10 protein-coding genes are annotated in these 12,281 nt (G+C 70.5%); 6 read left to right on the top strand and 4 right to left on the bottom strand.

Translation table 11 applies throughout. From position 1 onward, the window contains the following. The 4 genes from FJ251_08580 to FJ251_08565 form a co-directional block, all read right to left on the bottom strand. On the bottom strand, positions 1-2,350 hold a 2,350-nt coding region (locus tag FJ251_08580; GenBank protein ID MBM4117784.1), incomplete at its 3' end, for an efflux RND transporter permease subunit. Between the two features lie 17 nt (positions 2,351-2,367). Beyond that, complete coding sequence (locus tag FJ251_08575; GenBank protein MBM4117783.1) at positions 2,368-3,624, bottom strand: efflux RND transporter periplasmic adaptor subunit; 1,257 nt, start codon at positions 3,622-3,624, stop codon at positions 2,368-2,370. After that, positions 3,521-5,020, bottom strand: a complete 1,500-nt coding sequence (locus FJ251_08570) for a TolC family protein (GenBank protein MBM4117782.1) — start codon at positions 5,018-5,020, stop codon at positions 3,521-3,523. Before FJ251_08570 ends, FJ251_08575 begins: the two co-directional genes overlap by 104 nt. Beyond that, positions 5,017-5,631, bottom strand: a complete 615-nt coding sequence (locus FJ251_08565) for a TetR/AcrR family transcriptional regulator (protein ID MBM4117781.1) — start codon at positions 5,629-5,631, stop codon at positions 5,017-5,019. Before FJ251_08565 ends, FJ251_08570 begins: the two co-directional genes overlap by 4 nt. Before the next feature lie 218 nt (positions 5,632-5,849). On the opposite strand from FJ251_08565, the gene FJ251_08560 reads away from it, so the two are divergent. The 6 genes from FJ251_08560 to FJ251_08535 all read left to right on the top strand — a co-directional run. Then, positions 5,850-6,743, top strand: coding sequence for a hypothetical protein (locus FJ251_08560; protein ID MBM4117780.1), 894 nt, complete (start codon positions 5,850-5,852; stop codon positions 6,741-6,743). Positions 6,744-6,981: 238 nt separating this feature from the next. After that, positions 6,982-7,410, top strand: coding sequence for a cytochrome c (locus FJ251_08555; protein ID MBM4117779.1), 429 nt, complete (start codon positions 6,982-6,984; stop codon positions 7,408-7,410). A gap of 124 nt (positions 7,411-7,534) precedes the next feature. Next, a complete protein-coding gene (nosZ, locus tag FJ251_08550; protein MBM4117778.1) occupies positions 7,535-9,433 on the top strand; it encodes a Sec-dependent nitrous-oxide reductase in 1,899 nt (632 codons plus the stop codon). A 56-nt stretch (positions 9,434-9,489) separates the two neighbouring features. After that, positions 9,490-10,893 (top strand): nitrous oxide reductase family maturation protein NosD, encoded by a 1,404-nt coding sequence (nosD, locus tag FJ251_08545; protein ID MBM4117777.1) that lies wholly within the window; start codon positions 9,490-9,492, stop codon positions 10,891-10,893. Beyond that, on the top strand, positions 10,883-11,806 hold the full coding sequence (locus FJ251_08540) for an ABC transporter ATP-binding protein (protein ID MBM4117776.1): 924 nt from the start codon (positions 10,883-10,885) through the stop codon (positions 11,804-11,806). Before nosD ends, FJ251_08540 begins: the two co-directional genes overlap by 11 nt. Continuing rightward, the coding region (locus FJ251_08535) for a hypothetical protein (GenBank protein ID MBM4117775.1) at positions 11,803-12,281 on the top strand (479 nt) is incomplete at its 3' end. The genes FJ251_08540 and FJ251_08535, both read left to right, overlap by 4 nt.

The following is a 12,281-nucleotide window of genomic DNA, read 5'->3' as shown; positions in this document are numbered from 1 at the left end:
GCGCGCCGGTCGCGGGGTCGTAGCCGCTGGCGATCGGCAGCGCGGCGAGCTGCGCCTCGGAGACGCGCGCCGAGCGCGGCAGGCGCACGATGACGTCGTGCTGCTCGCCGCTCGGATCCTCCCAGCTCGTCGCCTTCTGCCCGGCCAGCGCGGGCCTGAGCGTGCCGGCGAGGCTGCCCACGCCGAGGCCGATGTCGCTCGCCAGCTCGCGACGCAGGTCGATGCGCAGCTCGGGCCGCTCCTCGGCCATCTTCGAGTCGGCCTCGATGGCGCCTGGCGTTTCGCGCACCACCGCGAGCACCTGCTGCGAGACGCGCTTCAGCTCGTCGATCTGGTCGCCGTAGACGTAGATCTGCAGCGGCTTGGTCGTGCCGCCGAAGCCGCCCGACTCGAGCACCGACACCGTCGCGCCGGCGATCCCCGCCAGGTCGCGGCGGATCACCGGCATCATGTCCTGCTGCGAGCGATCGCGCTCGCCCTTGGGCGAGAGCTTGACGTAGATCTCGGCCTCGTTGACCTGCGCGTTGAAGCCGCCGGCGATGGTCTCGTAGGTGCTCTGCACCTCGGGGTACTGGCGCAGCAGGGCCGAGACCTCGCGCACGCGGCCGCGCGTGAACTCCAATGAGGAGCCGACCGGCGTCTTGACCAGGACCGCCAGCTCCTCGTTGTCGCTGACGGGCATGAAGGTGCCGCCGATCAGCGGAAAGAGCGCGAGCGCCGCGATGAAGGAGGCGACCGCGATACCCAGCGTGGCGAGGCGATGGTCCAGCGCCCAGCCGATCACGCCGCGGTACCAGCGGCCGAGGCCGACGAAGCCCTGGTTGAAGCGCTCGAGCGCCTTGCCGATCCCCCGATGGGCGACATGCCCCTCGGCCACGGGGTCGTACCAGACCGAGGAGAGCATCGGGTCCAGCGTGAAGGAGACGAAGAGGCTGACCGCCACCGCGCAGGCCACCGTGAGGCCGAACTCGCGGAAGAACATGCCGACGATGCCGCCCATGAAGGCCACCGGGATGAACACGCAGAGCGTGGACAGCGTGGTGGCGAGCACGGCGAGGCCGATCTCGCTGGTGCCCTGGCGCGCGGCGTCCTTGTGGTTCTTGCCCATGCCCACGTGGCGCACGATGTTCTCGCGCACCACGATCGCGTCGTCGATCAGGATGCCCGTGGCGAGCGAGAGCGCCATCAGGGTCATCATGTTCAGCGTGTAGCCGAAGGCGTAGAGCGACAGGAACGCGGCGATGATCGACACCGGCAGCGTGAGGCCGGTGATCACCGTCGAGCGCCACGAGTTGAGGAAGACGAACACGACGATCACGGTGAGAATGGCGCCGATGAGGATCGTCACCTCGACGTCCTCGACCGAGTGGCGGATCCAGACCGAGTTGTCACGCACGACGGCCAGTTCGACGCCCTCGGGCAGGCGCCCCCGCATGCGCTCGACCGCCGCGATGATGCGGTCGGCGATCTCCACCGTGTTGCCCTGCGAGACCTTGCGCAGGTCGATACCGATGGCCGGCGTGCCGTTGTAGAAGGCCGCCGAGCGGCTCTCGTCGGCGTCGTCGATGACGCGGCCGATGTCGCCGATGCGGATGGGCACGCCGTCGCGCACGGCGACGACCAGGTTCGCGAACTCGCGCAGCTCCCCCACGCGGCCGGCCACGCGCACGAGCTGCTCGCCCGGGCCGAGCTCGAGGCGCCCGGCCGGCACCTCCATGTTCTCGGCGGCGAGGGTCGCCATCACCAGCGGGATGGGCACCGCGCGCGCGGCGAGACGCTCGGGGTCCAGCTCGACGACGATCGCGCGCTCCTCGCCGCCGACGATCGTCACCTGGCCGACGCCCTCGACGCCTTCCAGCTCCTTGCGCAGCACCTCGTCGGCGAGCGTGGTCAGCTCGCGCAGATTGCGCGCCTCCGAGCGCAGGGCGAGCGAGACGATCGGGATGTCCGCCGGGTCGAAGCGCAGCACCAGCGGCTCCTCGATGTCCTCCGGCAGCTCGCTGCGCACGGACTCGATCTTGGCGCGCACGTCCTGCTGCGCGTCCATCTCGTCCACGCCCAGCTCGAACTCGATGAAAACGAGCGAGAAGCCCTCCTGCGAGGCGCTGGTCAGCTCCTTGACGCCGTTGATCGGGTTGACCGCCTCCTCGATCTTGCGGCTGACGTCCCGCTCGACCGTCTCCGGCGAGGCGCCGGGGTAGACCGTCTGCACGGCGATGAAGGGGAAGCTGACGTCCGGCCACATGTCGATCGACAGGCGCCGGAACGCAAAGAGGCCGAGGGTGACCAGGGCGGCCATCATCATCGTCGCGAAGACGGGCCGCTTGATCGAGATGTCCGAGAGGAACATGGCCTTGCCCTTTCGCCCTAGCCCTGGGCCGGCGCAGCGCCGGCGAGGACCGTCACGCGCACGCCGCCGCGCAGTCCGGGCAGGATGCCCGTCAGCAGCGAGTCGCCGGGGGCGACGCCGCCCAGCAGCTCGCAGATGCCCGCCTCCTCGTCGACGATGCCGAGGGCCACCGCCACGCGCTCGGCGACGCCGCCGCGCAGGCGGTAGACCACCTGCTCGCTGCCCTCCTTGCGCACCGCGGCGATCGGCGCCGCCGTGGCCGCGGGCCGCGACTCGTTCACCACGCGCCCGCTCGCGAAGAGCCCGCCGACCAGCCGGCCGTCGGGATTGGCGAGGCGCGTGTAGATCCTGAGCTGCCGCGTACCGGGCTCGGTGGTCGGATTCAGGCGGCTCACCTCGCCGCGGAAGACCTCGCCCGGGAAGGCGTCGATGTGGAAGCGGATCGGCGTGCCCGGCCGCACGCGGGCGAGGGCCTCCGAGGGCAGCGTCGCCGACAGCTCGAGCGTGTCCGTGTCGACGATCTGGAAGAGCGGATCGCCGATCAGGGTGCGATCCCCGGCGTGGATGGCGACCTGGCTCACGCGCCCCTTGATCGGGCTGGGCACGTCGAGGCTCTCGGCATCCTCGCGGGCCGTGTTGCGCATCGCCTCGGCCTGGTCGAGCCCGGCCTGGGCCGCGCTGCGCTGGGCTTCGGCGGCCTCGAGGTCACTGGGCGCCGCGGCGCCGGCTGCGAAGAGGCGGCGCGCGCGCGCCTCGCCGTTCTCGGCGGCGCGCAGCGCGGCCGTCGCGGCGAGCACCTGCGCCTCGGCGGCGCGCAGGCGGTCCTCGACGTCGCGCGGGCGGAAGGTCGCCAGGGCCTGGCCCCGGCGCACGCTCTGGCCCTCGCGGACGAGCACGCGGTCGATGTCGCCGTCGAAGCGGCACTTGACGTTCGTGATCTGGGCCGGCTGCAACTCGCCCGTGAAGGCGGTGCCCGCCTCGAGCGCGGCCGTGTGCGCGAGCACGACGTCCCCCGGCGAGACGAGCACGGTCTGGGCGATGGGCGTCGCCGACTCGGCGCCCCGCTGCCCGCAGCCGCCGATCCCGGCGAACAGGGCGATCAGCAGGGTACCCGCGAGCCAGGCGAAGGGGCGCGAAAGAGTCGTCTTCAGTTTCATAGCGTGGACCTCGTCAGTTGCCGGCGGCCGGCAGGACCTGGGCAAGCAAGGGCTGCCCGCTGTAGCGCTCGAGGCGGGCGAGGGCGACGAAGGTGTCGTGCCGGGCCTGCGCTTCATACATCTGCGCGAGCTGAAGGGCGATGCGCGCGTCGGAGACCTCGATGAGGTCCGAGGCGCCCTCGTCGTAACGGAGACTGGCCAGCTCGTGGGCGCGGCGCGCGAGCGCTACCGTCCGGGAGCGGGCGTGCAGGTCGGCCGCCGCCCGGTGCAGCTCCCACTGGTTGTAGCGCACACCCTGGGCGATCAGCTCGCGCGCCTGGCGCAGCTCGTGCCGCGCCACGGCGCTCTTCGCCCGCATGTCCTGCACCGCCCCGCGCGTGCGCAGGCCGTCGAAGAGCGACCAGTTGAGGAGGAGGCCCGCGCGCACGTCCTTGCGCCAATCATCACTGCCGGGGAAGACGCCCGCGGGATAGGCCTCGCGCGTGTAGTTCGCGAAGAGCGACAGGCCCGGCCACTTGCCGCTCGCCGCGACGCCCACCGCATGCTCGCGCGCCTGGAGCGCCTCCTCGAGCGCGATGAGTCCCGAGGCGCGCAGCGCGAGCGCGACGAGCCCCGTCGTGTCGGCCAGGGCCGGCCCGGCGGGCAGGGCCGCGTCGTCCAGGAGCGGCGTCGTGAGCGCGAGCGGCTGGTCGGCCGGCAGGTTGACCAGCCGCGCCAGCTCGAGCTGCGCCAGCTCCCGGCGGCTCTTCGCCGCGAGCACCGCGGGGAGCTGGTTGTCCCGCTGCACCTCGGCCTGGAGCAGCGCGAACTCCGAGGCCTGGCCGGCCTCAGCGCGCAGGCGCACGCGCTCGAGCTGGCTCTCGGCCTGGGCGAGGGCCAGCTCGGCGATCGTGAGGCCGCGACCGGCGAGCAGGGCACCGAGATAGGCCTCGCGCACCTGGAGGATGACCTCCTCGCGGCGGTCGGCGCGCAGCAGCTCGGTGGCCAGCAGCGCGTGCCTGGCGGCGGCGATCGAGTGCCAGATCGAGCCTCCCTCGAAGAGCTTCTGCGAGAGGCTGAGCGTCGACGTCCAGGTGTTCTCGCTGCCGAAGGAGGTGCTGCTGAACAGGCCGGCGAGGCCGGCGAGGCCGGACATCGGCAGGGCGTCCTCGAGGGCGCGCACGCGATCCGCGAGCGGCGCGAGGGTGTCGGGCTCGAAGGGCGAGAAATCGCCGCCCGTGGCGTCGCTGAAGACGCTGTCGAGGGTGCGCGTGTAGCCCGCCGAGAGCGAGAGCTGCGGCAGCGCGACCGAGCGCGCCTGCTGGTAGGCGGCGCGCGCGGCGTCGTAGCTGGCCTCGGCGAGCTGCATCTCTTCGCCGCGAGCGAGGGCCAGGCTCACGCACTGGGGCAGCGAGAGGCGCAGCGTGTCGGCCGGCGCGGCAGCGCGGGCCACGCCCGCGAAAGCGAGTAAGAGCAGGGCCAGGGCGAGGCCCCAGCCCGGGCGCGTGGGGGTCGCGGAATCCGGATGCTTCATGCGGCAGGCTCCTTGATGCCGTGGAGGAGAAGGTCGAGGAGATGCTCCTCCAGCGCCTCGGGCAGGGCCGCGATCTCGCCGATCAGCAGGGCCTGGGCGTACATGCCCAGACTCGCGAGGGCGAGCACGGCGACGGCCTCGGGATCGGCGCGGCGGAACTCGCCTTGCGCCTGGCCCTCCTCGACGACGCGCACGATCTGGTCGAAGAGCGCGCGGCCCTCGGCGCGGTAATCGAAGCCGAGCGGCAGTTCGTACGCGACCGTGAGCAGGTTGTGGGCGAAGGCGAAGACGGCCGGCCGCTCGCGCAGGACCTGGACGTGGCTCGCGAGGAAGCGGTGCAGGCGCTCGGTCGCACTCATGGGCTCGCTGAGGATCGCCTCGCCGCCGGAGCGGCAGGCGGCCAGGGCCTCCTCGAGCAGGCTCGCGTAGAGCCGCTCCTTGGAGGCGAAGTGGTAGAAGATGAGCGGCTTCGTGACGCCGGCCGCCTCGGCGATGTCGCGCATCGAGGTGCCCTCGAAGCCGCGCACTGCGTAGAGCTGCGCCGCAGCGTTCAGGATGCGCTCGCGGGCGGGCAGGGCGTCGGCGGTGGGCTTGCTCGGGGGGGCTTCCATGGCACTGACCTTTCGGTCAGGGTAATTCGGACAGAATCGTCGCGCAAGAGGGGATTTGCGGGGGTGTCGAGCCCGCCGCACAAGTGATTTTAATCCAATGGTTTGGATCGGCAAATGGCGGGCAGGCGGTTTTCCCCTTGTGCGGGGACCCGCCGGAGCGCCACCTTAGCAACTGGCCATTCCCCCCACGTGGCTCAGCCAACCAAGGAGGAGCACGCATGCGCAAACCCATCCCCTATGTACTGACCTTGCTGGTCATCGTCTTCCTCGTCGCCTCCGGGATGCTCTACCAGAAGCTCCAGCAGCGGAACGCCGCCTACGCGACGCTGCAGGCCGACGAGCAGGCGACCCGCGACCGCTACAGCGAGGCCATCACCGAGATCGCGGCGATCCAGGACAGCCTCAACGCCATCGTCCTGGGCGAGGAGGGCGCCGCGGCGCTCAAGACGCAGCTCGACGCCGAGACCAAGCTCTCCCAGGATCGCGGCGACGCTGCGCGCGCCCGCATCGCCGAGATCAAGGCCGGTATCGAGCGCGCCCGCGACCGCATCGCCACGCTCGAGGCGCAGCTCAAGGAGAGCGGCGTCAAGATCGCCGGCCTCGAGAAGATGATCAAGAACCTGCGCGCCACGGTCGCCGAAAAGGAGACGCTGATCGTCGCCCTGAACCAGCGCGTCGACGAGCTGCAGACGGAAGTTGCCGGCCTGCACGGCAAGGTGGCCGAGCGCGATCAGACGATCCAGGCGCGCGAGGTGACGATCCAGACCCAGGTGGCCCGCCTCGAGGAGTCCCGGCGCGCCCTCGGCACGATCTACTACACGATCGGCACCAAGGACGAGCTGAAGGACTCGGGCACCATCGTCGCGACGGGCGGCTTCCTGCGCCTCGGCCGGACCTGGCGCCCCTCGGGCAGCATCGATCCCGCGCTCTTCACGCCGATGGACACGGACCAGGAGACCAGCATCCTGATCCCGGCCGACGAGGTGAAGGTGATCAGCGACCAGCCGCTGTCGAGCTACACGCTCGAACTGGTCGGCGAGCAGATGGAGCTGCGGATCACCGACCCGCAGGCCTTCCGCGCGGTGAAGCACCTGATCCTCATGACGGGCTAGACGGCCCGCCCATCCCCGCCGCAGGCCGCTGACACGGCCCGCGGCGGGGGCAAGGACCCTCCCCGCTGCCCGGCAGCGGCGCTTTCCCATTGACACACGGCCACTCAACGCATATGGTCATGCGCTGAGGTGTTGAGGAGGAGGGGCGCAGGCCAGAGATTCGCCTGTGGCCTGGCGGCCCGCGCTTGTGACGGCGCCCGCGCAGCTCCCGATCTCGGAGCGCAATCGGAGGATTCTCATGAAGTTAGCGTCGATGTTCGGCCTTCTTGCGGGCCCGCCCGCCCTGCTCCTGCTGCTTCTCGCCGGCTGTGGCCAGGGTGGTGGGGGGCGGGCGGATCAGGGCAGTGCGGCCCAGAAGCCCAGCGTTGCGATCACCGCGGCGGACCGCGCCGAAGCGGAGAGCCTCTTCACGACCCGCTGCGCGGTCTGCCACGGCACGGCCGGTCACGGCGATGGCCCAGGTGCCGCCGGGCTGAACCCGAAGCCCCGCAACTACGCCGATCGGCAGTGGCAGAAGGCGGTCAAGGACGAGGAAATCGAGCGGGCGATCCTCTACGGCGGACCGGCAGTCGGCAAGAGCCCGCAGATGATCGCCAACCCCGATCTCCAGGCGAAGCCCGGCGTCGTCGCCGCGCTTCGCGAGAAGGTTCGATCCTTCGCGCACTAGGCGCGCAAAGCCGCCTGGCGGCAGGCGGCAAACCCAGGAGCCCAGGGAGGAAACCATGCAGCTTCGAAGCAAGCGTCTCATCGCCGCGCTCGGCGTCCTTTCCGCGTTCGGCGTCGCAGCCGCGATGTTCTCATGCGGTGGGCAAGAGCCGAAGATCTCGGGAGGAGCGAGCGTCCAGCAGCTCATGCAGGCCCGCAATCTGAGCGAGGCGGACGTCACAGCGGCGCTCAAGACCTACACTCCCACCGGCCGCAAGGAGGAGTTCCTGCTCTTTGCTTCGGGTGGACATGGGGGCAACCTGATCGTCATCGGCGTGCCGAGCATGCGCATCCTCAAGTACATCGGGGTCTTCACCCCGGAGCCCTGGCAGGGCTACGGCTTCGACGAGGAAACGAAGGCCATCTTGGCGGAGGGCTCCCCCAAGGGGCACCCCCTCACCTGGGGTGACATGCATCACCCGGCGCTGAGCGAGACGAACGCGGACTACGACGGGCAGTTCATCTTCGTCAACGACAAGGCCAATGCCCGCATCGCCGTGGTCAGCCTGGCGGACTTCGCCACCAAGCAGATCGTGCACAGCGGCCTGATCATGAACGATCACGGCGGCACCTTCGTGACGCCCAACACCGAGTACGTCATCGAGACCGCGCAATTGGCCGCGCCGCTGGGCGGCGCCTACGCGCCGCTCGATCAGTTCAACGAGAAGTACCGCGGCGCACAGATCTACTGGAAGTTCGATCGCGCGGCCGGCCGCATCATCCCCGCCGAGTCCTGGGCCATCGAGCTGCCGCCCTACATGCAGGATCTCGCCGACGCCGGCAAGCTGGCCAGCGACGGCTGGGCCTTCTGCAACTCGGTCAACACGGAGCGCGCGACGGGCGGCCTGGCGGAGGGGAAGCCCGCCCTGGAATCGGGCGCCTCCCAGAACGACATGGACTTTCTCCACCTGATCAACTGGCGGAAGGCCGAGCAGGTCGTGAAGGCCGGCAAGACGCAGACGATCGCCGGCATGCGGGTGATCAGCCTCGCGACGGCCATCGCCGAGGGCCTGCTCTACTTCGTGCCCGAGCCGAAGAGCCCGCACGGCGTGGACATCGCCCCCAACGGCACGGACATCGTGGTCTCGGGCAAGCTGGACACCCACGCCAGCGTCTACGACTTCAACAAGATGATGGCCCTCATCGAGCAGAAGCGCTTCGAAGGCGCGGATCCCTACGGCGTGCCGATCCTGCCCTTCCGCGAGTCGCTCCGCGGGCAGGTTGAGCTCGGCCTCGGCCCCTTGCACACGCAGTACGACGACAAGGGCTTCGCCTACACGTCGATCTTCCTCGAGTCGAAAGTCGCGAAGTGGTCCCTGAAGGACCTCCAGCTGCTGGACAAGACGGCGGTCCACTACAACATCGGCCACATCTCGGCGGCCGAAGGCGATGCCCTCCATCCGCAGGGCAAGTACCTCGTCGCCATGAACAAGTGGGCGATCGATCGCTTCTCCAGCGTGGGTCCGCTGCTGCCGCAGAACTTCCAGCTCCTGGACATCTCGGGCGAGAAGCCGGTGGTCGTCTACGACATGCCGCTGCCGCTGGGCGAGCCGCACTACGCCCAGATGATCAACGTCGACAAGATCAAGACCATCGACATGTACACGCCGGCGGGCATGAACCCGGTCACGATGCAGCCGGACCCGAACGCGACGACCAGCGAAGAGCGCGTCCGGATCGAGCGGCGCGGCGACGGCGTGCACGTCTACATGGTGCTCGTGCGCAGCCACCTGAACCCGGACGTCATCGAGGTCAAGCAGGGCGAGAAGGTGCACATCCATGCGACGAGCATCGAGCAGGCGCTGGATGCCACGCACGGCTTCTGCATCGACATGTACAACATCAATCTCAGCATCGAGCCCGGCAAGGTCTGCAACGTGACCTTCACGGCGGATCGCGCCGGCGTCTTCCCCTTCTACTGCACCGAGTTCTGTTCCGCCCTCCACCTGGAGATGGCGGGCTACCTGCTCGTCAAGCCCAGCTGAGCGCGCGCGCCCGGGCGAGTTCGCCGAGAGCTCGCCCGGGCAAGCCCGGAGACCTCATGACACCCGCCTGTTTCTGCCGGTGGACGCGCCTGCGCGGGACGGCCGCAGGTCGCAGCGGTCGCTCGCTGCTGGGCCTGCTGGCGGCGCTGGCGCTCCTGTCCGCGGCCTGCGCGCGGCCGTCGCCGCCCGGGGCACGGCGCTGGACGGCCCCGGGCCTGGCCGCGGGAATCGGCAGAGCGCCGGCGCGGCCGGCGCAGGGCCACGAGATCGCGCCGGGCTCCGACCTGCAGGCCGCTGTGGACGCGGCCCCCGCCGGCGCCACGCTCTGCCTCGCGCCGGGCGAGTACGCGGGGCCCCTGCGGATCTCGCGTCCGCTCACGCTCTGGGGGCCGCGCGCAGCGGTCCTGCGCACGGCGGGGCAGGGGCACACCATCGACGTCGAGGCCACGGACGTGCACCTGCTGGGCTTCTCCATTCGCGGCAGCGGTATGCGCTTCGAGCAAACGGACGCCGCCCTCAGGCTCCACGGCGAGGATCTCAGCGCTGAAGGGCTCTTCATCGCCGAGGCGCTCTTCGGGATCTCGGTGGAACGCTCCCGGAGCGTGCGCATCGCCGGCAACGAGATCCAGGGCACGCCGGCGGCCGAGCGCGGCCTGCGCGGCGACGCGATCCGCTTCTGGGAAGTCAAGGACTCGCTCATCGAGGACAACCTCGTCACGGGGAGCCGGGACATCGTCATCTGGTACTCACCCGGCAATGCGATGCTCGGCAATCGCGTCGAGGACGGCCGCTACGGGACGCACTTCATGTACAGCCACGGCAACGCCGTGCGCGGGAACGTCTACCTAGGCAACACGGTCGGCATCTTTCTCATGTACAGCAACGATGTCGCGGTGACCGGCAACCTCATCGCGGCGGCGGACCGCGCGGGCGGCATGGGGATCGGCCTCAAGGAGGTCGGCAATGCCGCCGTCGAAGGGAACCGGCTCGTTCGCAATCCGACGGGGATCTTCATCGACACCTCGCCGATCCAGCGCGACCACCACAACCGCTTCCGCGGCAACGCGCTCGAGTTCTGCGATGTCGGCATCGCCTTCCACAGCAGCGAAGCGCGCAGTTGTTTCACGGACAACAACCTGCGCGGCTGTGCGATCGCCGTGCTGGTCGACGGCGGCGGCAATGCGCTGCAGGTGAACTGGGCCGGCAACTACTTCGACGAGTACTCCGGCTACGACCTCGACGGCAACGGCGCCGGCGACGTCCCCCACGAACCGCGACGCCTCTCGCAGCAGCTGACGAGCAGCCACGAGCAGCTCCACTTCTTCCGCGGGACACCGGCCGTCGGGCTGCTGGATGTGGTCAGTCGCGTCTTCCCGGTGCTGGCGCCCAAGGCCCTGCTGCGCGACGACAACCCGCGGATGCGCGCCCTGCCCGCGCCGGAGGTGAGCCGTGCGCATTGAGCTGGCGGGCGTCGCCAAGCGCTTCGGGCGCGTCACCGCGCTCGACGGGATCGACCTCGTCCTCGAGGCGGGCAGCCGGGTGGCGCTGATCGGTCCCAACGGTTCCGGCAAGTCCACACTGACCCGCGTGATCATGGGCATCGTCGGCTGCACGGGCACGGTGCGCGTGGACGGCGTTGCGCCCTATGACCAGCGGGTCCAGCTCGCGCAGCAGATGGCCTACGTGCCGCAGATCGCCCCGCAGCTCGGGGCCAGCGTGGCCGAGGTCATCCGACTCGTCAGCGCGCTGCGACGGCTCGACCCGCGGGCGGTGCACCATGCCGCCGCGCGACTGGCGCTCGACCTGGACGCGATCGCGGGCCAGCCGGTCCGGGCGCTGTCGGGGGGCATGAAGCAGAAGCTGCTGATCGCCCTGGCCTTTGCGACGGACGCTTCCCTGCTGATCCTGGACGAGCCGACGGCCAGTCTCGATGCCGCGTCGCGCCAGGCCTTCTTCGGCCTCGTCGAGGAGCGTGCCCCCAGTGCTACCCTGCTGCTCTGCTCGCATCGCCTGGACGAGCTGCACCACCTCGTCGACAATGTCGTCGAGCTGCGCAACGGGCGCGTGGCCTTCGCCGGGCCCGTGGACGCCTACCTCAGCGCGCACGCCTACACGATGATCGAAGTGCGCGCCTCCGGCCCGGAGGCCGCGGCGGCCTTGCGGGAACGCGGCTTCCGCCGCGGCGCCGCCGGGAGCTGGGCTCGCCTGGTCAGCCGGGGCGAGAAGCTGAGCCTGCTCAGGGAACTGCTCGCTGCGAACGACTGGGCGCTCGAGGACGTGCTCGTGCGCGACCTCGATACGCTCGAGAGCGGAAGCCTCACGCAGCCGGAACCCGCGAGCGCGCCCGTGCTGCGGCAGGGGGTGCGCGCATGAGCGGGAGCGGGCGGCGCGCAGCGTGGCTCGGGATCGCCGCGGCCCTCGCGCTGCTCGGGGTCGGGCTGGTCTGGCTGATCGCGCGGCTGCAGGGCCCGCCTTCCGGGCCGCAACCCGTGGTCTGGGATAGGACTGCCTGCGCCGAATGCCGGATGGCTGTCAGCGAGCCGCGCTACGCCGCGCAGCTGCAGACCCGCGACGGCCGCGTCCTGGACTTCGACGATCCGGGCTGCCTCTTCCTCTACCAGGCGGCGACGGCGCCCGCTGTGCACGCGGTCTACTTCCACCACTGTCGGGAGGAGCGCTGGCTCAGCGCCGCAGAAGCGGGCTTCGTGGGTGCCGGGCCATCGCCGATGGACTTCAACCTGGGCGCGGTCGATCGCGAGGAGGCCGGGGCGATCACGGTCGAGGCGGCGCGAGCGCAGGCGCTGGCGCGCAGGACCGACGCCCACGATCAGGGCGCTGCTCCGCAAAA

The organism is bacterium (assembly GCA_016873475.1).
In the GTDB taxonomy this organism is placed as follows: domain Bacteria; phylum Krumholzibacteriota; class Krumholzibacteriia; order JACNKJ01; family JACNKJ01; genus VGXI01.
This window is presented reverse-complemented; position numbering and strand designations above follow the sequence as displayed.

Bases quoted from the DNA above. Each gene is read 5' to 3' on its own strand.
- FJ251_08575 (MBM4117783.1), bottom strand. From the start codon at position 3,624: ATGAAGCGCAGGCCCGGCACGACACCTTCGTCGCCCTCGCCCGCCTCG.
- FJ251_08570 (MBM4117782.1), bottom strand. From the start codon at position 5,020: ATGAAGCATCCGGATTCCGCGACCCCCACGCGCCCGGGCTGGGGCCTC.
- FJ251_08565 (MBM4117781.1), bottom strand. From the start codon at position 5,631: ATGGAAGCCCCCCCGAGCAAGCCCACCGCCGACGCCCTGCCCGCCCGC.
- FJ251_08560 (MBM4117780.1), top strand. From the start codon at position 5,850: ATGCGCAAACCCATCCCCTATGTACTGACCTTGCTGGTCATCGTCTTC.
- FJ251_08555 (MBM4117779.1), top strand. From the start codon at position 6,982: ATGAAGTTAGCGTCGATGTTCGGCCTTCTTGCGGGCCCGCCCGCCCTG.
- nosZ (MBM4117778.1), top strand. From the start codon at position 7,535: ATGTTCTCATGCGGTGGGCAAGAGCCGAAGATCTCGGGAGGAGCGAGC.
- nosD (MBM4117777.1), top strand. From the start codon at position 9,490: ATGACACCCGCCTGTTTCTGCCGGTGGACGCGCCTGCGCGGGACGGCC.